Source organism: Pseudovibrio axinellae (genome assembly GCF_900110875.1).
In the GTDB taxonomy this organism is placed as follows: domain Bacteria; phylum Pseudomonadota; class Alphaproteobacteria; order Rhizobiales; family Stappiaceae; genus Pseudovibrio; species Pseudovibrio axinellae.
Genome location: NZ_FOFM01000006.1, coordinates 35022 through 55859 on the forward strand (window position 1 = coordinate 35022; position 20838 = coordinate 55859).

16 protein-coding genes are annotated in these 20838 nt (G+C 51.4%); 6 read left to right on the forward strand and 10 right to left on the reverse strand.

The features are described from left to right. Nucleotides 1-446: 446 nt before the first annotated feature. The 3 genes from BMZ51_RS13885 to BMZ51_RS13895 form a co-directional block, all read right to left on the reverse strand. On the reverse strand, nt 447-1349 hold the full coding sequence (locus tag BMZ51_RS13885; protein WP_068002374.1) for a 50S ribosomal protein L11 methyltransferase: 903 nt from the start codon (nt 1347-1349) through the stop codon (nt 447-449). 90 nt (nt 1350-1439) lie between these two features. Further along, a complete protein-coding gene (locus BMZ51_RS13890; protein WP_068002378.1) occupies nt 1440-3257 on the reverse strand; it encodes a cation:proton antiporter in 1818 nt (605 codons plus the stop codon). Between the two features lie 74 nt (nt 3258-3331). Continuing rightward, entirely contained in the window at nt 3332-5737 is a 2406-nt protein-coding gene (locus BMZ51_RS13895; protein WP_068002857.1) for an ATP-dependent helicase, read from the reverse strand. Between the two features lie 373 nt (nt 5738-6110). Between BMZ51_RS13895 and BMZ51_RS13900 the strand changes: the two genes are divergently transcribed. Beyond that, nucleotides 6111-6629, forward strand: a complete 519-nt coding sequence (locus BMZ51_RS13900; protein WP_068002381.1) for a DUF4142 domain-containing protein — start codon at nt 6111-6113, stop codon at nt 6627-6629. 219 nt (nt 6630-6848) lie between these two features. Next, nucleotides 6849-7460, forward strand: a complete 612-nt coding sequence (locus BMZ51_RS13905; protein ID WP_068002384.1) for a hypothetical protein — start codon at nt 6849-6851, stop codon at nt 7458-7460. A gap of 99 nt (nt 7461-7559) precedes the next feature. On the opposite strand, the gene ligA is transcribed toward BMZ51_RS13905, so the two are convergent. Beyond that, on the reverse strand, nt 7560-9704 hold the full coding sequence (gene ligA / locus BMZ51_RS13910) for an NAD-dependent DNA ligase LigA (protein WP_420848458.1): 2145 nt from the start codon (nt 9702-9704) through the stop codon (nt 7560-7562). Between the two features lie 266 nt (nt 9705-9970). Next, the gene (locus tag BMZ51_RS13915; RefSeq protein ID WP_068002387.1) at nt 9971-11230 is read right to left on the reverse strand and encodes a glycosyltransferase family 87 protein; all 1260 of its coding nucleotides are present in this window, start codon (nt 11228-11230) and stop codon (nt 9971-9973) included. Nucleotides 11231-11521: 291 nt separating this feature from the next. Between BMZ51_RS13915 and BMZ51_RS13920 the strand changes: the two genes are divergently transcribed. The 3 genes from BMZ51_RS13920 to BMZ51_RS13930 all read left to right on the forward strand — a co-directional run bounded on the left by BMZ51_RS13920 (nt 11522) and on the right by BMZ51_RS13930 (nt 13692). Continuing rightward, nucleotides 11522-11977 (forward strand): translation initiation factor 2, encoded by a 456-nt coding sequence (locus tag BMZ51_RS13920; RefSeq protein WP_068002389.1) that lies wholly within the window; start codon nt 11522-11524, stop codon nt 11975-11977. A gap of 264 nt (nt 11978-12241) precedes the next feature. Beyond that, nucleotides 12242-12934, forward strand: coding sequence for an ABC transporter ATP-binding protein (locus BMZ51_RS13925; protein WP_068002392.1), 693 nt, complete (start codon nt 12242-12244; stop codon nt 12932-12934). Beyond that, a complete protein-coding gene (locus tag BMZ51_RS13930; RefSeq protein ID WP_068002395.1) occupies nt 12931-13692 on the forward strand; it encodes an ABC transporter permease in 762 nt (253 codons plus the stop codon). Before BMZ51_RS13925 ends, BMZ51_RS13930 begins: the two co-directional genes overlap by 4 nt. A gap of 29 nt (nt 13693-13721) precedes the next feature. On the opposite strand, the gene BMZ51_RS13935 is transcribed toward BMZ51_RS13930, so the two are convergent. Next, nucleotides 13722-14285 carry a TetR/AcrR family transcriptional regulator gene (locus BMZ51_RS13935; protein WP_068002398.1) on the reverse strand — a complete coding sequence of 188 codons (564 nt, stop codon included), beginning with the start codon at nt 14283-14285 and terminating at the stop codon, nt 13722-13724. Nucleotides 14286-14396: 111 nt separating this feature from the next. On the opposite strand from BMZ51_RS13935, the gene BMZ51_RS13940 reads away from it, so the two are divergent. Then, nucleotides 14397-14909, forward strand: coding sequence for an HPP family protein (locus BMZ51_RS13940; RefSeq protein ID WP_068002401.1), 513 nt, complete (start codon nt 14397-14399; stop codon nt 14907-14909). Between the two features lie 107 nt (nt 14910-15016). Here the strand turns inward: BMZ51_RS13940 and recN are convergent, their stop codons facing one another. The 4 genes from recN to ftsZ all read right to left on the reverse strand — a co-directional run bounded on the left by recN (nt 15017) and on the right by ftsZ (nt 20732). Beyond that, nucleotides 15017-16696: a DNA repair protein RecN gene (gene recN, locus BMZ51_RS13945; protein ID WP_068002404.1), complete on the reverse strand. Its 1680-nt coding sequence runs from the start codon at nt 16694-16696 to the stop codon at nt 15017-15019. 33 nt (nt 16697-16729) lie between these two features. Beyond that, complete coding sequence (locus BMZ51_RS13950; RefSeq protein ID WP_068002407.1) at nt 16730-17596, reverse strand: outer membrane protein assembly factor BamD; 867 nt, start codon at nt 17594-17596, stop codon at nt 16730-16732. Nucleotides 17597-17748: 152 nt separating this feature from the next. Further along, nucleotides 17749-18711 carry a UDP-3-O-acyl-N-acetylglucosamine deacetylase gene (lpxC, locus tag BMZ51_RS13955; RefSeq protein WP_082825553.1) on the reverse strand — a complete coding sequence of 321 codons (963 nt, stop codon included), beginning with the start codon at nt 18709-18711 and terminating at the stop codon, nt 17749-17751. A 248-nt stretch (nt 18712-18959) separates the two neighbouring features. Beyond that, complete coding sequence (gene ftsZ, locus BMZ51_RS13960) at nt 18960-20732, reverse strand: cell division protein FtsZ (RefSeq protein WP_068002410.1); 1773 nt, start codon at nt 20730-20732, stop codon at nt 18960-18962. Between the last annotated feature and the right edge of the window lie 106 nt (nt 20733-20838).

The window sequence follows — 20838 nt, forward strand, 5'->3', positions numbered from 1 at the left end:
CCTTATGTCTATGCAGATTAAGATCATAGTAATCCCCAGATATGCAAAAAATGCATAAGCGTCATGCGAAACTATGTCTTTTTTTACAAACTAAAATAATGGATAACTCCTCTTGTCGACGGGCTGCTTCCCTCCCAAAGCGGACCGGCGGATCATCCTCCTCCCAAGGTGATGCGCACGACAAAAATGGCCGGCAGCCATCAGCAGCTACGTAAGCGCTAGAAATGCCACTCATAAAGCTAGATGCCTCCTCCCAGTATCTAGCGCGCTAAGCAAATTCCTCCCAATTGCTTGGCACACAAAAAAACCTTTGCTTCCCTGGCAACTTCCTCCCAGATTGCCAGATCAGGAAGCAAAGGTTTTTTGTCATCTGCACTTTCACCAGACATCAAAAAACCCTCACTGCTTAGGCAATGAGGGTCCTGACTTGCATCTAATTAAACTGATCAGGGCGACCAATTGCCCTTTACAAATGTAAGCGTCAGCCAGCCGTCAATTTCACGGCGGTGAACAAGCCGCAGGTCTTGCTGACCATAAGCTGAAATAATCCGGGGGCCATGCTCAATCCGCAATCCAGACAACACCAATGTGGATCGATGCGCCAGATGACTGCACAGCTTGGCAGACATCTGCACCAACGGCTTAGCTAGAATATTGGCCACCACAAGATCAAATGGACCATACTCACCAAACCTGCGGTCTTCCACACCAGCGCCGGTAAATGCCTTAAACAATGGCCCTACGTCATTCTTACGGGCATTATCGATAGCAGCTTCTACGGCGATCGGGTCAATGTCCGTTGCCAGCACTTCAGAGCCTGTCAACTTTGCCAGCGCAATACCAAGAACACCTGTCCCGGTGCCCAAATCCAACATCCGTGCGTATTTGTGGCGCTTTAACAAACGTTGAAGCTCCAGCAAGCAGCCCTCGGTCGTACCGTGATGGCCTGTACCAAAGGCCTGTGCAGCTTCAATCTCAATACCGATGCGGCTTTCACCGACAGCATCGCGATCATGCGCTCCATGCACAACAATACGCTCTGCCTGAACCGGCTTCAGACCTTCCAGTGACTTTGCAACCCAGTTGATATCGGGAAGAATTTCAACCTGCGCATCGACCGGCATTTTACCTTCTGCAAACTGGTCAGACAGGCGCGCTTCAACCAATTGAGTGGCGTCGTGAATGGTGGAATTCAAAACCAGCACTTCGGCCGTCCAGAATTTACCATCAGCGGAGCTTTCAAATACAGCAATCGGGAAACCATCATCTTCAAAACGAACGTCCATCACGTCCGATAGTGCTTTAGCTTCCGCTTCAGGCGCAGGAATGCGAACCCGGATCGTGTCCATGCATAAACCTTTAGTTTTGATGAGCTATCCAAACTCAAAGAAAAATCATTGAATAGGCGTATAGAATGGCACGCATAGAAAAGCCAGTACTCAGGAGCGTTTCTCGCGCTCTGCCGCATATTCACACGGAACAAGACTGAGAATTTTCGACCCGACAGCGGGCGTGCCACTCACGCTTCCATTCATGGGTCGAAGCTTATTATTGGGCTCAATCAACATTAAGGGGATCGCAGTTTCTGGAAGCGCCTTTGAGAACTCGGTCCACCTATAAGTTTCAGTCAGCTCACTAGCCTTTATAATCCAGCCATCCCTGACTTTACTCTCAAGATCGTAAAAACTGTGCTCAGGTGTGAGGAAGGGACGCCCACCCAGCGTCACGACGCGCCGAAACCTATCTTGCTCACTCTGCTCTTCCGGCGGAGCAAACTGGTACACCTCCCCGCGGCCCATAAGGGGCCCAAAGTTTGTCGCGACAAGCGCATTGTAATCATCATTGTCGGTGACTGCGAGTAAAACACTATAATTTTCAAGAGGAAGCGCATTCTCCACGTCTTCAGAAAGCACCTCACCATAATAATTGTCCAGCCCCGCATTGCGAGACAATCGGAGCTTACCCCAGTTGCGTTCAACTGTAAGAGTAGAAACTCCAAGAGCTTTAAGCTTGGTCGCAAGCGCAACACTGAACCGGCTTGCTCCCACAATCAACAAGCCAGGCCCTGCATGACTGGAGAGCCCCAACCAGCGAGAAAACGGAACGATTGTAAACCCGTGGGCAAAAACAGTTGCAACCACAACAGCAAAGGACAGCACCGCCAACCGCCGACCATCGGCAACACCATGCTCAGTTAGCGAGCTGGCAAACAGACCAGACACGGCAACGGCAACAATACCGCGCGGCGCAATCCACCCCACCAGCAACCGTTCTTTCCAACTCAGGTTTGCTCCAATAGTACCCACCCAGACAGACACTGGCCGGATAACAAAAAGCAATATGAGCACAAACGCCAGATCCTGCAGGCCGAACTGAGCAAGGCTGGAGAGCTGAACAGAAGCGGTTAGGACAATAAAGACAGATGACACCAACACAATGGTGATTGCCTCCTTAAAACGCCGAAGCTCTTCAAGGCTTGCAAGGCGCGAGTTGCCCAAAACAAGCCCCAGGACAGTCACCGTAAGCAGGCCGGATTCTTCCAGCACCACATCAGAAAGCGCATAACATCCAATCACGCAGATAAAGATCAGCGGCACCTTCAAAAACTCAGGAACCCGCCCTCCCACAAACAACCAGATCAGTCCCCGCGCCAGCGCCCAGCCACCAGCCCCACCGAGCAGTAAGCCAGCAACAGCACGAATAGCCAGCACCTGAAAACCATGTTCGCCATGATAGACCAGATACCCTTCGAACATAAACACTGCGAGCAACGCACCAAGCGGGTCCGCCAGTATAGCTTCCCAGCGCAACAAAGAAGCAACACGGCGCTCTAGACGCGCTTGCCGGAGCAAAGGAATAATCACCGTTGGGCCGGTAACAATTAAGATGGCCGCAAACACGAGCGCCGATGGCCAGCTTAACTCTGCAACATAATGGGCATTTAACGCCCCCAACAAAAACGCGCTTAAAGCCCCCAAAAGAACGAGTCTTCTGACGGCCTTCTCAACACCACTAACTTTTTGAAAATTTAGGGAAAGACCGCCCTCGAACAGGATAACAGCCACACCAAGAGCAACCGTTGGACGCAACAAATCACCGAACAACGCAGTAGGGTGCAAAACCCCTGTCGCGGGCCCAATCAAAAACCCCGCAACAAGCAGAAGAACAATCGCGGGAAGAGATAGCCGCCAGGCGACCCATTGCGCCCCAACACCTGCCACCCCAATCAGCGCCAGTGCGATAACAACATCATCCATTGCCGCCTCCCAACTCTATCGAGAAGAGAGATAACACAAAATGACCCAAGGGAAATTAACGCATAAGTTGAAGCTTATGTCCGATCGACAAAGCTATCAAGCACCTTCTTCTGACCGGATTTCTCAAAATCAACAGTCAGTTTATTGCCCTCAATGTCACCAATAATTCCATAGCCGAACTTCATATGGAAAATACGCTCACCAATGGCAAAGTCGCTACTTGCCTCTGTTGTGCTTTTGGCAACCAGCTCGCCTTCAATAGTCATCGGGCCAGCTTTTTTGGCTCTACGCGTTTGGTTACCGCCATGCATGCGGCCATATTTTTGGCCTGATGCCTGAGCTTTCCGAGCCCTTTGCCAGCCCGGCGTAGAGTACGTGCTTTGGAATGGATCACTGTTATCGAACCGGCTGGCACCATACCCACCACCTGCACTGTTCGCGCCATAGCCACCATAAGAACTGGAAGCTTCAACCACCTCTACGCTGTCGGCTGGCAACTCATCCAGAAAACGAGAAGGAATACAGGACTGCCACGACCCATGAATCCGCCGGTTAGACGTAAACCAGACCTTCACCCGCTTACGCCCACGGGTAACACCCACATAGGCAAGACGCCGCTCTTCTTCCAAGCCTGCTTGGCCGGTTTCATCCAGAGCACGCTGGTTTGGGAAAACACCTTCTTCCCATCCCGGCAGAAACACACTGTCAAACTCAAGCCCTTTTGCAGAGTGGAGGGTCATAATTGAAACCGCGTCCTCTTCTGCATCGCTATCCTTATCCATCACCAATGATATGTGCTCCAGAAAGCCTGCCATGCTCTCGAACTCTTCCATGGAACGGATAAGTTCCTTCAGGTTGTCCAAGCGCCCTGGTGCTTCTGCAGAACGGTCCTGACGCCACATCTGAGTGTATCCGCTTTCATCAAGGATGACTTCAGCAAGCTCAGTATGGCTCATGGTCTCAACCTGATTGCGCCAGTTGTCAAACATACCAAGCACGTCCGCCAAGACCGAGCGAGCCTTAGGGCGCAATTCGTTGGTCTGTACCAGCTCAGCGGCTGCAATCATAAGCGGAATTCCACGCTCACGTGCATAAGCATGGACAAGCTTCAACGTCGCTTCACCAAGCCCGCGCTTCGGCGTATTCACAATACGCTCAAATGCAAGGTCATCGGATGGCTGCATCACACAACGAAAATAAGCAAGCGCATCCCGGATCTCCATACGCTCGTAAAAGCGCGGACCACCAATCACGCGGTAGTTAAGACCCAAAGTTACAAACCGGTCTTCAAATTCACGCATCTGGAAGGAGGCTCGAACCAGAATAGCCATCTCGTTAAGGGTATGACCGTGGTTCTGCAGCGCTTCAATCTCATCTCCAATGGAACGCGCTTCCTCTTGAGAATCCCAGGCAGAAGCAACCTGTACTTTCTCTTCTTCCTCAGACCCGACCTGATCTGTGAACAGCGTTTTACCCAAGCGCCCTTCGTTGTGTGCGATCAGGTGAGAGGCTGCGGACAAGATATGACTGGTTGAGCGATAATTCCGTTCAAGACGAACCACTGTCGCGCCCGGAAAATCTTGATCAAACCGCAAAATGTTATCGACTTCGGCCCCGCGCCAGCCGTAGATCGACTGATCATCGTCTCCAACACATGCCACATTCGGGTTACCCTGAGCGAGCAATCGCAGCCAAAGGTACTGAGCAATGTTGGTGTCTTGGTACTCATCTACTAGCATGTACCGGAAGCGATGCTGGAAGCTCTTCAAGACGTCTGGATGCTCTTTGAAAATGGTGATGCAATGCAAAAGCAGATCCCCAAAATCGCAGGCATTCAAAATAGACAGCCGCTCCTGATAAGTCTCATAAAGCTTTCGCCCCAGCCCATTTGCAAAGCTCTGGGCCTCGCCAGCTGAAATCTGCGCAGGTGTCAGCGCACGGTTTTTCCAACTGTCCAATAGCCCTGCAAATGTCTTTGCAGTCCAACGTTTGTCATCCAGTCCCTCAGCTCGAATGATCTGCTTGATCAACCGAACCTGATCATCTGTATCCAAGATGGAAAAAGAGGACTTCAACCCGACAAGCTCTGCGTGACGTCGCAAAATTTTCACGCAAATCGCGTGAAAGGTGCCAAGCCACGCCATTCCCTCTACGTTATCGCCAATATAAGTGCCAATGCGCTCTTTCATTTCGCGCGCCGCTTTATTGGTAAAAGTCACCGCCAAAATTTGTCCCGGAGTGGCATGACCCGTTGCCAGAATATGGGCAATACGTGTTGTTAAAACGCGGGTTTTACCGGTTCCAGCACCAGCAAGCACAAGCACAGGGCCGTTGATCGTCTCAACAGCAACACGCTGCTCGGCATTTAACCCTTCCAAATAGGCAGGCATCGACGTTTGTCGTGCAGCCATGGCCCTTGCCGCAATTCCACCTGCCTTGGGTTGAGGGGCAACCACTGGGTCAGTTGGGTTTGCAGGCATTCCGCGATGAAGTGGGCCAGAAGAATTTGCCATTGAGCTCGTTGGATCCTTTGAACGCATACCCCTCTAAAAGCAGAGGGAGAATCTCCAATACTTAACCAAGAACAATATAGCAACAACCTTGAAGAAGCGAGGGATCAGCAAAGAGATACACATCGTTTTGTGCTGCACGATATCTTCGCCGGTTGAGCCATGGCTCGCACACTTCACATAGCGATGTTTTCTCTTGTCAGATCTAGATACCTGAAAAACCGTAGGGTGATTTAGCGATTTAAAGAGAAAATGCGCCTAGCCTCTTGCGCTTAACACTAAACTTCAGACCGCGACCCGCTCTTCCAAAAACAATCAAACTGTAACAACCTGAGAGAATAAGATGAATATTGGTAAGTTACATATCACGCGCAGAAACGCCTTCTTTGGTTTATCTGGCACTCTCTTGGCTGCTCCAGCACTGGTCACAGCAGCATCGGCAGATAGTCATAGCGCAAGCGAGTATACGACCAAGACACTGACCATAAGCCCTTTTTCGCTCGCAATCAGCGATCTGGCAATGAAGAAGGCAAGCAACCCGATGGTGCAGCTATTTGCAAAACTTGAGGCGGGAGAGCAAACCGCTGTCTCACAAGTAATTGTCTCAACCGGAGCAACCCCACCAGCACGGCCAGCCGCTCTGGAAAATATCTATCAGAAGCTTGATGCAGCCTCAGGGGCTGATTTTGATCGCCTATATATCTCAACCGAAATCACTGGACATGAAGAGCTTCTGTCTGTCCAATTGCCGGAAGCGGGTAAAAAGCCAGTGAATGTTGATGTTGCCACCGCAACTATTTTAGTTCCATTCATTCACACCCACTTGGCAATGTTGTCTGAAATTCAAAAACAACTGGGATAATCAAACCCTTGTAACTCCACTCAAAAAGTCATCAGAGCCCCAGTTGCGCTGATGGCTTTACTTGCTTCGCATAAAAAGAGGCTCTCTAATCAGACCTTTCAACTTTCCTAAAATCAAACCTGCAAGAAACAAGCCCCGCTAATTTTTTTAGCCCAATCTTCCCTGAAGTGATGATCGATGTGGTCCACGCATCGAAACAGTCTCTAGGGAGTTTGAGAAATGCCGAAAGTCATTTGCAAGTACAAAAACTACGACGACTTTTACAAGAACCGAGCTAGCATTTGGGCCGAGATCAAGAGGCGGATGGACATACATGCAACTGACAGCGCAAGCTTCGAAAAACTCATATTCCAAGGCAAAGCTGCAATTCGCTTAACCTACGACAATCATGTCGAAGATGCCCCTGAGCTGAAAAAAGCGCGTGCCAGGATTGCTGCACTGGAGAAAGAGAAGGCAAGAACATTCCGCTTCGTCCAGGGGCTGAAAACATTAGAAGACGAAATTTCAGCAAAACACAAAATGCTGCGCCTTTTAGAAAGCCAGTTGCGCGCGCAGAAAAAAGAGCCGAAGACCGACCCAAACTACCGCGATACAGCCTTAGAGCTCAAGAAACTGCTTAAAGCCCAGCCTGCAATTAAGAAGAAGATTCAAGAATATGAAAAAGCGCTGGCCGCCCTTGAGAAGGCTGAAGCAGCTTACGATCCCTTAAAGAAGCAAATTGAAAGCAAAATCCCAATGAGCGTTCAAACCGATGGGAAAAATATGCTTCTCTACATCGGAGGCAGACCAGAAGCCTCTATCCGCCTGAAAGCAACGCTCAGCAAGAAATAGAGAGTCCACCATCTATTTTTTCCAGAAATAACAAGGCCTAAGCCGTGAACTGTTTAAGATTGCGAGAAAGCCATAGTGCCTTTCTCGCAATCCGCCTCGTTAGTCTCCAACAAGCTCGAACCAGTCATCCTCTGAAATCACTTCAATTCCAAGGCTTTGCGCTTTAGTGAGTTTGGAACCAGCTTTCGGACCAGCAATCACCAAGTCTGTTTTTTTTGAGACCGAACCTGATACTTTCGCGCCTAAGCTTTCGGCGCGAGCCTTGGCTTCATCACGGCTCATACGCTCTAAGCTACCTGTAAACACGAGTGTTTTTCCAGCAACAGGGCTCTCTGAATTATCGGCAACAACCACATCAAGAGGCGAGATCTGTGCAGTCAGGGCGGCGAGAGCTTCCTGATTGTGCGCTTCAGCAAAAAATTCAAGTAAAGCGTTGGCAACTGTTCCGCCAATTCCGTCAATGTCATTGAGTTCACGATAGGCGTCCGAAGTGGTGTCGGTCGCTGAAATCATTGCATCATAAAAGCCATTCCAAGAAGTGTAGGCGCGTGCCAAAAGCTTGGCATTTCCTTCACCCACATGGCGGATTCCCAACCCGAAAATCAGCCTATTGAGTTCAATTTGTCTTTTACTATCAATGGCATCGAACAGTTTGCGAGCAGAGACCGCGCCAAACCCTTCTCGGCTGCGTAGTTTTGCAAGGGAAGTTTTGTCGCGTTCAGCAAGTGTGAAGATGTCAGCTGGGCTGCGAATACCACCCTTATCCATGTCATATTCGTAGAATGCCTCGACCTGTTTTTCGCCCAGGCCCTCGATATCGAACGCATTTCTGGATACAAAATGCTTTAGCTTTTCAATAGCTTGAGCTGGACAAATCAACCCACCGGTGCAGCGCCGAATGGCATCGACTTTTCCTGAGTTCGGATTCACTTCGCGAACAGCATGAGAACCGCAGGCAGGGCAGTTTTCAGGATATTGGAATGGAACCGCATCTACAGAGCGTTTGGCTAAGTCTACGTCCACAATTTGGGGAATAACATCTCCGGCGCGCTGGATAACAACCGTATCACCAACCCGTAAGTCTTTGCCATCACGGATAGTTTCACCGTCCTGCCCAATGCCTTTGACGTAATCTTCATTGTGCAATGTTGCATTAGAAACAACAACACCGCCAACAGTGACGGGTTCTAGCTTTGCAACTGGGGTGAGAGCGCCTGTGCGGCCCACCTGTATTTCGATCGCGTTAAGGGTAGTAAATGCGCGTTCCGCCGGGAATTTGTGTGCGATCGCCCAGCGCGGAGACCGGGAGACAAAGCCCAGCCGTGCCTGCAGATCCAGCCGATCCACCTTGTAGACGACCCCATCAATATCATAGCCAAGGCCGGAGCGGTCCTCTTCGATGCCATGATAAACTTTCACCAATTCCTCAGCACTCTCACAGCGCTTCATCAGCGGATTAACCTCAAACCCCCACTGCCCGAACAGTTCCACCATGCCCATTTGAGTGCTTGCAGGAACCTCGCTCATTTCGCCCCATGCATAAGCGAAAAACTTCAGTGGTCGTGTTCGGGTAATTTCAGAGTTAAGCTGACGCAACGACCCCGCCGCCGCATTGCGCGGATTGGCGAACACCTTACCGCCATTGCCTTCCATGCGTGCATTAAGTGCCGCAAAATCAGCATGGCCCATGTAAACTTCCCCGCGCACCTCAACAACATCCGGTACGCCAGCTGGAAGCTGCTGCGGAATATCGCTAATTGTCAGCGCGTTAGCTGTTACATTTTCGCCAGTGGTTCCATCACCACGCGTGGCTGCATACACCAGCTTACCGCGCTCATAACGCAAAGAAAGCGAGAGCCCGTCAATCTTGGGTTCAGCGGTAACAGCAAGCGCACCCATCAACGGATCGTATTTTAAAAAGCGGCGCACCTTGCCGATGAAGTCCTGTACATCCCCATCAGAAAACGCATTGTCCAATGAAAGCATTGGCACAGCGTGAGTGATCTTGCCAAACCCGTCAGCAACAGCAGCACCAACACGCGCACTTGGGCTATCCGCGCGTACAAGCTGCGGAAAGGCTGTCTCAATTGCTTCGTTGCGACGGCGCAGGGCATCATAGGTCGCATCATCAACAACAGGTGCATCCTGTGTATGGTAGGCTTCATCATATTCAGCAATCAGCCTCGCCAGCCGCTCAAGCTCAAGCGCTGCCTCTTCAGCAGTTAGCGCTCCAACGTCTTTCAAAGAAGTATCAGCAAGGCTCACCAGTCTACCCACCTGTTTCATTATGGTTCGGGGGAGTATTCTTATCGTCACCGGGAATAACAAACCACCCGGTTGATTGGATTTAGACAGGAATTAGCAGCACTTTGTGCTGTCCGTCAGCCTCCCTACTAACAGAACGCAATAAATTCAGTTAGTTACCTGTCTTTTTAGGGCTTTGCGTTGTTTTGCGCGGATTTGCGTTTTTCAGCTTAAATCTGCGTTCTTTTGTAATTGCAACCTCAAGCTTAGGTGGTTCCAAGCCCTTCGTCACTTTCCCGTTCATCAGAAACGGATTTATCCCCCTGCTCCGTCTTCTCATCTACACTTGTTTGTAGGCCACCAGCACCAGCCATACGTGCAATCACAACAATCAGCGCCAGCGCAGTAAAGACCGGCCCCACCGGGAACCCATGCGCGGCCAATGCAATATTGATGATCGGGAGCAGATAAACCGCAAACAGTAATATGGATTCCATGTAGGGCGAGTCCACGTCCTCATCGAACAAGCCTGTTCTGGTTGCGTAAAGGTAAAGCGCCGGAGAAAGTACGGCATAGTCCCATAGAAACAGGAAGGGCGTCGCCAACAACACACACAGCGTGACAGCCAGATTACGCGCAACAGGTTCACGCTCACGCATGAACAACCAGAACGTAACCACAAACGCCAAAATGGTGAAGGGCAGTTGCACCATATATCCGGCAGTTGCAGAAAAGCCGAGCGCGCGCGCTGCACCAAATGCAGATGGGATCAGATACAGGAAGTTACCTTCCCCCTGATCCATGACAGTTGTCAGCAACGAGGGTACTGTTTCCAAATAGATCCACCAGAGACCAGACCCAAAGAACACAGCAGAGGCATCAACAAGAAACGCTACCGTCACCACGCAGGCGCACAGCGCAATAATGCTACGATAGGCAATCAAAATAATTGGAATAAGCATGAAAAGCTCAGGTTTGATCGACACAAACCCAAGCAAAACACCAGCCCACGCCGGGTGCCGATCCATCAACCGCAATCCGCCATATAATAACCCGCCGGCCAGCATGCCAGACTGGCCATAAAACAAGTTCACCAGCGTTGCAGGTGCAAATATAAAAAAGGTGAAAGCCCGGATCGGCGCTTTGCGGCTAAAGGAAACAAAGATGGAAAGCGCGGCAGCGGAGCCCATCCAAAGACCATAGGCCTGCAAATAAGTCAGCCCGGAAAGCGGAACCAGAAACACCAGCAAGCTTGGCGGGTGGACCCAGGCATAAAAACCAGAACCAGCAACCACGTTTCGCTGCACTTCGCCGTAAAACCAGCCAAAGTCATAAAGCTGCGCTGCCTGCCCGGAGACTGCCATGCGAGAAGCCAGCAAAAACTGATAGAAGTCACCGCCCACCCTGCGCAGATCAAACCCATCAAGTCCCATCACCGATCCAAACAAGTAGATCGGATAGACCACCGCCACCAGCAGCAGCGCGACAATAAAATAGATTTGTAAGCGGGCGAACGAGACAAACATCTACCGGCCTCCGTTTAATCTTGGTTGCCGGAGAGTTTAAGAGTAATCAAGTTAATTATTTGAATACTCTACGTAATTTAAGAATATATTAGGGAAATGAAACGACGTTTAAGATCAATTGGAAAGCACAAACCCTCACATATAAGGTTGCTTTATGCAGCGCCAAAACTACGCGAAAGATGAACTAAGATATTTCGCAACCTAAACTTCAATTTATCCCCAGGCGAATGATATTAAAATTTGACTAAATTGTGACATCTACATATTTAGCCCCTAATGAATAAGGGGAATATGAAGTTGAAAACCTATTTTGTGGTAGGCGTTGTTGCGTCTAGCCTGTTTCTGCAAGGCTGCGGCACAGTTGTACGCGGCACTTCTGAAGACATCAAAATCAACGTCGAACCAAAGCATGCGAAGATCACCTCAACATCCGCACATTCTTGTGTCGGGCCTTGTGTGATTAACGTATCGCGTAAAAAAGAATTCACCCTCACCGCATCCGCACCTGGCTACCAGACCCAGGTCGTTGATGTTGAAACCCGCGTAAGCGGCAAAGGTGCTGCTGGTATGGCTGGCAACATTTTGGTGGGTGGTATTGTTGGCGTCGGCGTTGATGCAGTGAGCGGAGCAACGCTGGACCACTATCCAAACCCTGTTACTTTTAATCTCAAGCGCGGTAAAGGCACTCGAAAGCTGACCCCTGCTGAGGCTGCAATGATAAGCAAAGCTAAGAGCCCAACCTCTTAACTGGCAAATACCAGTAAGGGGCATTGGCTAGGACCGTGCCCCTTACGACCAAACGCACACAGGCTATCGGGTCAAGATCAATGCGTGATCAGATAACAGTTTTTGTTTAACGAACGCAGCGGCCGCGTTCAAAGGCACTTTGGTTATTGTGCGACAACGCCGCCCGGCCCACTCACCGCACAAACACAAATCCCACCTAGCAGCACGCCTCCCTTGATTTCCTGAAGCAACTAGGGAACTCTGATTGCGTAATCAGGAGTCCGTATGCCTGCCTATCAGGACGCAAAGCGTGTACCTCTCATAGAAGCCCGCTCAATCTCTGTCACCCGGCAAGGGCACCAGCTCTTCAAAGAGTATTCCTTCAAGCTATACGAGGGCGATAAACTGTGCCTGAGTGGCCCCTCAGGTCGCGGCAAAACCGTTTTACTCCGTATCCTTGCAGGGCTGGATGCCCCCGACAGCGGGCAAGTGTTTTTTAACGGCATGCCCTACACCACTGGTGGCCGCAAACAACTCTACAAAAGCCTAAACTGGTTACCACAACGCGTTTGTTTGCTGGCAGATACAATTCGCGCAGCACTTGTTGCTCCTTTTGAGGTTCAAGCAAACCTGAAGCTCAAACCCACCGAAGCCGAGATGCGAGCGGCCCTCACCACAGCAGGCTTGCCCAAGTCCGCCCTTGCACAGGCCACACAAAGCCTTTCAGGTGGAGAGCGTCAGCGGCTGGTGCTAGCCCGCGCGCTGCTTCTAAAGCGTCCCTTATGGATTGCGGATGAACCCACAGCTGCACTGGACAAAACCCGCACACTCGCTTGCACAAAGCTACTGCTGGAGCACGCTGGCACGCTGCTGCTTGTCACGCACGATCCGCATTTGCACAGCAAGGTTGATAAGGTGATTGAGCTTCCAGACCTCGCCTCAACACCCCAATCAGGCCAGCAGGAGCAACCGCAATGACCACAAGCGTCGCGTGGAGCGATCTGGCGCTGTTTTACCTTATCGCATTGATCCCGCTTTCCCTGCTCTGGACAATGGGGCTGCGGGAGCTATCCAGAGATCTGATCATCTCAATCGCGCGCATGAGTGTTCAGCTTCTGGTCATCGGATTTTACCTGCAAACTGTCTTTGATCTGGACAATCTGGTGCTCAACCTCGTCTGGCTGGTGGCAATGGCGATGATCGCTGCCGTGACAACGGCTGGACGTGCAAAAATGCCGCGTCTTAAATCGACCTTGCCGCTAAGCGCCGCCATGTTGATTGCAATGCTGCCGGTCCTCGCAATGTTTGTCTTCATCCTCAGCAAGCCTGTACCTTGGTACTCAGCTCAAATCACCATACCAATCGCAGGCATGTTGCTGGGCAACGCGTTGGGGTCACTGGTCATAGCACTACGCCGCTTTAACCTGAGAACACCGGAAGACAAAGACCTTATCGAGCAGCTCACCACTATGGGCGCCAGCAAGGTAGAAGCCCGCCGCACACTCGTCAAAGCCGCCCTTGGAACAGCAGCCTCCCCCGTCATTGCCAGCATGGCAACGCTAGGACTGGTCTCTCTCCCCGGAATGATGACAGGTCAGATATTGGGTGGGTTCAATCCAATCGAGGCCGTCCAGTACCAAATAGCAATCATGCTTGGCATCTGCGCAACGCAGACACTCTCTGTCATCCTGGCTTTGCGCTTTAGCATTTACATGGAAACTGAAAGCGAACTTTAGCTGCAAAACGGGCGCTAGGCCAAAACCAGCTACACCAGTTGCCGTGCTACCTTTTTGGCACTAGCTGCAGCTGTTTTATCCCCCTGTACACGTGCCTTTGAGATCGCCCCATCCTTCAACAAACACAACATCGCCGCCAACTCTGCGCAGGCCTGCTCCGATAAATCGAGCGTTTTCACCGCACGAAGAACAATCGCTTCAACATCCACTTTGTGCTTTGCGCATTGCTGATGAATGGCACACTCCGGGTCTCCATACTCCCCGCTCACGTTCATGAAGAAACAGCCGTGGAAGGGAAACAGAACCTCCTCGCGATCATGAAACCAGTCGTCTAAAGCATCAAACAAGGCATCAACCTTTGCAACGCCCTCGTTTGCCGCATCCAATCGCTGTTCAAGCCACCGCAGATAAGCCGCGTTGCGGTATTCCAAAACAGCGCAGACTAACTCCTCCTTACTAGCAAAATGCGTATAGAGCGTTTTCTTAGCGATCCCAGACACAGCAAGTACTTCATTAATGCCAACAGCATGGACACCCTTTTCATAGAACAGGGCAAAGGCATTCAAAATCAATTGCTGACGTTTCGCGGACATTGTGACGCTCCAAAGGACTTCCTGTTGACAAGAGTAGACCGACTTGTCTATTTACACAAGTAGACAAGTCGGTCTACTTCATATTTCACAACCCAACAATCGGAAAACCGGATGCCCTACCTCCAACAGCTCCTGAAATCCGCTGGCATGCCTCTCCCGCCAAAGCCTCAACCCAGTCACGTCATCCTTGCAGGCATTGGCGGGGTCGTAACGGTTGCAGCTCTTGCACTCCTGCACGGCAGCTTGGAACTAACCTTACTCCTGGGCTCGTTTGGGGCCTCCTGCGTGCTCGTCTTCGGCTTTCCAGAATCGCCCTTTTCACAACCAAGAAACGTCATTTCCGGGCACGTGCTCAGTTCAACTGTAGGCCTGCTGTTTCTAACCCTTTTCGGACCACACTGGTGGGCCCTTGCTCTGGCAGCGGGCCTTGCAATTTCGGTGATGATGGCAACGCGCACCGTTCACCCACCTGCCGGCTCCAATCCGGTGATCATTTTCCTGGCACAGCCAACATGGGATTTCCTGTTGTTTCCAACCTTCACAGGTGCGATCGTCGTTGTCCTCGTCGCCTGGATCTTCCTGCGCTCAAGCAAACGCGCACCCTACCCCTATTACTGGTGGTGAGGACACAGGCCAAATAACACTACGCAATACTAAGAAAGCGCAGCCCGTTAGACGGCTACGCTTTCAAACAAAATGACAAACGATTGGTTTGGAAAAAGAAGCCGTTGCTAGAGGAGGACGTCCTCGCTCTGCCCCATCAGGCGTTTTGCAGCAGCACGCGCTTCTTCAGTAATGGTAGAGCCAGCCAGCATCCGCGCGATCTCTTCGTGACGATCTTCCTGCGCGATCTCACAAACCCGTGTCGCAACACGGTCCTTTGCAACCTCATCCTTGCGAATGAGGAAGTGCCCATTGGCACGCGCCGCCACTTGCGGGGCATGCGTCACCGTGAGCACCTGAACGCTCTGCGCAAGCCTTGCAAGGCGGACACCAATCGCCTCAGCCACAGCGCCGCCAACACCTGTATCGATCTCGTCAAACACCAGTGTTGGCGAGGAGCCTTTATCGGCAAGTGAAACCTTCAGTGCCAGCAGGAAACGAGAAAGCTCACCACCTGAGGCGACTTTGAACACCGGGCCTGGACGTGTCCCAGGGTTGGTTTGCGCCCAAAACTCAACCGTATCTATACCGGCAGACCCACGCTGTTCGCCATCACTCTCAATGTTGATGATAAACCGCGCACGCTCCAGCTTAAGAGCGGGAAGCTCAGTATGAACAGCCTTCTCAAGCGCACGAGCTGCCGTCTGACGTTTCTTGGAAAGCGCAGCTGCAAGCTTATCGTAGGTCTGCTTAGCAACGCTGACAGCCCCTTCCAGAGCCTGCAACTTCTCTTCACCCGCATCCAGATCAGAAAGGTCACCTTCCATCTGTTCACACAGTTTGCCAAGCTCATCAGGCTGAACCGAGTACTTACGAGCAGCAGCCCTCAAAGCGAACAAACGTTCTTCCGTCTGCTCAAGCTCACGAGGGTCAAAATCCGTATCACGCAACGCCTGCTCCAGACCACCGCGCGCATCTTCCAACTGATCCAGCGAGTTACCGATCGCCTCAACAACACTGGTCAGATAGTTAGGAGCCAGCTCCACCTTCCGCTCCAAACGGCGCAACAAACTGGAAAGCTCAGGAATTGGAGAACTAGGCCCATCCAGCGTCTCATAGCCCTCGCGCAGATCGCCCGCAATCTTCTCCACCTGCATCATATCCTGACGGCGCAGAGCAAGCTCGTTTTCCTCACCCTCTCTTGGGGCAAGCGTGCTCAACTCTTCTGCACTGGAGCGCAAGTAATCCGCTTCGCGGCGTGCTTCTTCTATACGCGCAACGTGTTCTTTCAGGTTTTTTTCTGCTTTACGCACGGCCTTAGCGCTTTTGCTCACCCGCGTCGCATCACCTTCCAGCCCGCCAAAACTATCCAGCAGCATGCGGTGGGATTCAGGATCAATCAAAGCCCGGTCATCATGCTGTCCGTGAACCTCAACCAACATAGACCCGATCTGACGCAGCAGCCCAGCACTGACAGGCGAGTCATTGACAAACGCACGCGTCCGGCCATCTGACGCCTGAACGCGGCGTAAGATGATGTCGCTGTCGTGTTCCAGATCATTTTCCTGAAGAAGAGCACGCAAAGGATGCGCCATAGGAACGTCAAAAACCGCGCTCACCTGACCGCGGTCTTCACCATGCCGTACAAGTCCGGCATCACCCCGCCCACCAAGGGCGAGGCTCAAGCTGTCAAGAAGGATGGATTTACCCGCACCAGTCTCGCCGGTTAAGACACTCATTCCATCGCTGAAATGCAAATCCAGCTTATCAATGAGAACAATATCCCGAATAGAAAGCGATGCCAGCATAGTAGTTCAGGTAACTCCGTTTCCGTAAAAGGCTTATAGGAGTTTCATATTGCCAAATGCTCTGCTAAGCCAGCTGCCTTTGCTCTCTTGCGGCTCAAGGCCACCTTTTTGCAACAGAGAATATGCATCCTGATACCATTCACTCTGCGGGAAGTTATGGCCAAGCACCGCAGCAGCGGTCTGAGCTTCATTCACCACACCAAGTGCATAGTAGCTTTCAGTCAGGCGATAGAGCGCTTCTTCAACATGACGGGTTGTCTGGTAATTGGTTACAACAACCTTGAAACGATTAATCGAGGCAAGGTAGTTTCTACGCGTCAGGTAATAGCGGCCAACTTCCATTTCCTTACCAGCCAGCTGGTCTTCCGTCGCGCGAACGCGCTGACGAGCCTGCTTGGTGTACTCAGAATCTGGGTAGCGCTGAATAACTTCACGCATAGCCTGTAACGCTTTTCCAGTCACAGCCTGGTCACGTCCCACGTCCGGGATCTGCCGGAAGTAAGACTCACCGATAATGAAGAGAGCGTAAGCTGAATCTTCGTTACCAGGGTAAAGTGTTGTGAAACGCTCTGCAGCAGCAATCGCTTCAGAATGATTACCCATTTTGAAGTTCAGATAAGCAATGTTGATGAGCGATTTACGAGCGAACTCGGAATAAGGATAAACGCGATCAAGTTCAGAGAACTTATTCGCTGCATCCTCCACATCACCTGCAGCGCGCAGGGCCAATGCTTCGTTAAACATGACCTCTGCAGGAGTTTCATCCAGCGCAAGATCATCAACATCGTCCTTCGTTGCACAGCCCGCCACAACGAGCGCCACAGCCAAAGAGGTGTATCTAATCATTCTTTTGAGGCGACCGGCCCCCAAAGCATTCCCGGCAGCATCTGAACGCAGCAATGTCTCCGACTCCTATCGTGTTGGGATTCGGGTAAAATCCCTCCCAAGTTCACGCTTCTATCGCAATGTTTGGATAACGTCACGTAGTACCACTGCATTTGCCTCGAATTTTTGTCACAATCGAGGCAAAAACCATTGAATAACTCTTTTTATTAAGAAACGTCAGGCCCAAACGCTGCAACCTGCAGACCGCCAATCAGCTCTGCATGACCCTTTTCGCGTGAATGACGCTCTTCCAAAGCAGCATCAGCCTCAACAATTTCAAATGCCTCAGGGCGCTTGAAAAGCTCGACAAGAATGCAGTGGTTCATGCGGTGGCCGCCTTTATATGAGCGGTACTCACCCAAGATAGGCAAGCCAGCCAAGCTCAAATCACCAATCGCATCAAGGCTTTTATGGCGAACGAACTCATCGCTCCAGCGTGTACCTTCTGGGTTCAAAACCCGTTCACCATCCAACGCAATGGAGTTTTCAAGAGAGGAGCCCATGGCAAAGCCAAGCTTCCAAAGCTTCTCCACGTCCTGCACACTACCAAAGGTGCGGGCACGAGAGATATTCTCACGGAAATAATCAGGCGTCAGATCAAAGGAAAGCTGTTGACGACCGATTTTAGCGTGATCAAAATCGATAGTGATGTCAAAACGTGTCCCATCAAATGGGTTCAGCTCGCACCACTGGTCACCGGAAACATAACGCACCTTCTCTTTGATGCGAATATAACGACGCTTTGCACCAAGCGATTTCAGGCCAACACGATCGATTGCTTCTACGAATGCTTCGGAGCTACCGTCCATGATTGGCATCTCAGGCCCATCGATATACGCTGTAACATTGTCAACACCCATACCGCGCAGCGCGGCCATCAGATGTTCGACAGTTGAAATCCCGCTTTCGTGAGGATCACCAAGCACAGTGCACAAAGAAGTCGCAGAAACCTGCTGCCAGTTTGCTTTTGTCTCAACATATCCAGTTTTGGTGCTGCGATGAAAAACAATACCAGAATTGGCATCTGCTGGGTGAAGGGTGATGGAAGCTGGTCCGCCAGAATGTACCCCAATACCATTTAAGGTTACACTGTCTGCGAGCGTAGTCTGCCTTTCGACACGCATTCCCATATGTTTCCAGCCTTTATAATTCCGCTCTTGGTACATAACCGAACCTCAAGAGCCAATACTTTCGAATACCCCCACCGGGTTGGCTGGAACATAGCCCGAGGGTCCCTCCAAATAAAATAAAGCTTTATTACGGTTTGTAACGTCCTGAAAATTTTAGGTACATTTACTGATAATTTTTTTAAAACGCGCAAAGCAGCAATCCGGAAATATCCGAATTGCTGCTCGAGAGGCGCGAGTTCTGTTGATAATCAGGTGGCTTGGCGGCGCAAGAACGCCGGGATCTCCAACTGATCATCCTCCATCATTTGTGAACGTGCTGGTGCAGGACGTCCATTTGGATCCACATTTCCGCTTGCACCCTGATTCTGAGGCTCAGAAACATGCGGCGCTGCAGGCTGGCGTGGAGCCTCACTAAAGGCTTCATTCTGTGCGTGCTCATGGTGTTCCATGTGCTCGTCTTCACGACGACCAAGGCCACCAGTCAAACGGCGCAGAAGGCCCATTGGCCGACGCTCTTCTTCCGAATGGTAGTCCCCGGCATGTTCTTCAACATGCTGAGCCATTGGTGCAGAAGCTGGCTGCGGTGCAGGGCTTGCATGCTGTGGAGCAGGAGCCGCCGCAGTCGTTTCTGGCTGTGTACGTGCTCGGATTTCACGCTGTGCAATTGGCGGAAAGTCTTCAACACGTGGCATACGTGCTTGAGGCTCTGCACGCTGTGCAACAGGTGGAATGAACGGTTCAGGAATTGAAGTCGGTTCTTCAATAGCCTGAGTTGGTTCATCCAATGCGTCATATTCCTGCGCAGGCTCGTAACGGCGAGCCTGGTATGGTGCAATCTCAACTTCTGGGTCAGTTGCAGAAGCAACTGGCGCAGCATTCATGTGAGTGTCCAAAGCGGCTGCCCCCATCGCGCGCATCGCACGAACTGGGGTCGGTGCAGGAGCTACTTCTACCGGCGCAGCTACCGCTGAACTGGGCGTAGACGTAGTAGCGCTCTGCAGACGCTCTGTGAGTTCAGCCATGCGAACTTCAGCTGGAGAGATGTCTTCACGCAGTTCCTTGTCGATGCCGGTGGCAACAACAGAAACACGGATGATACCATCCAAAGATTCGTCGAAGGTCGCACCAAGAATGATGTTCGCTTCTGGGTCAACTTCCTCGCGGATACGAGTAGCAGCTTCGTCAACTTCAAACAGGGTCAGGTCGTTACCGCCAGTGATGGAGATAAGCAGGCCACGTGCGCCCTTCATGGAAGTTTCGTCAAGCAGCGGGTTCGCAATCGCAGCTTCAGCTGCTTGAATTGCGCGCTGATCGCCGGAAGCTTCACCGGTACCCATCATCGCTTTACCCATGCCACGCATTATGGAGCGTACATCGGCAAAGTCGAGGTTGATGAGACCTTCTTTGACCATCAGGTCAGTTACGTTCGCAACACCGGAGTACAGCACCTGGTCAGCCATGGAGAAGGCATCTGCAAAGGTGGTCTGTGCATTGGCAATGCGGAACAGATTCTGGTTTGGAATAACAATAAGAGTGTCAACATTACGCTGTAACTCTTCGATGCCGGCTTCGGCAACACGCATACGTCTGGACCCTTCAAACTGGAAGGGTTTGGTAACCACACCGACGGTCAGTATACCTTGCTCACGCGCAGCACGAGCAACAACTGGCGCAGCACCGGTACCGGTACCACCGCCCATACCCGCGGTGATAAACACCATATGCGAGCCGGACAGATGATCGTTGATCTCGTCAATAACTTCTTCTGCAGCAGCAGCACCAACTTCAGGCTGGGAACCAGCGCCCAAGCCTTCGGTGACTGCAACACCCATCTGGATCACACGCTCAGCCTGGCAAAGTGCCAATGCTTGTGCATCCGTGTTAGCAACAACAAAGTCACAGCCCTGAAGGCCGCTCGTTACCATGTTATTTACGGCGTTTCCGCCGCCGCCGCCAACACCGAACACGGTGATCCTGGGCTTCAATTCCTGAATATCAGGCATTTTCAGGTTGATTGTCATATTAACCTCGCGACCCTAATAACATGCCCGAAGTCGGGCATGTCGTTCTTCCTCTCGTGCGTCCGCCGCATCTGGCGAAACTTGTGATAACGGGGGTTATGCGCTT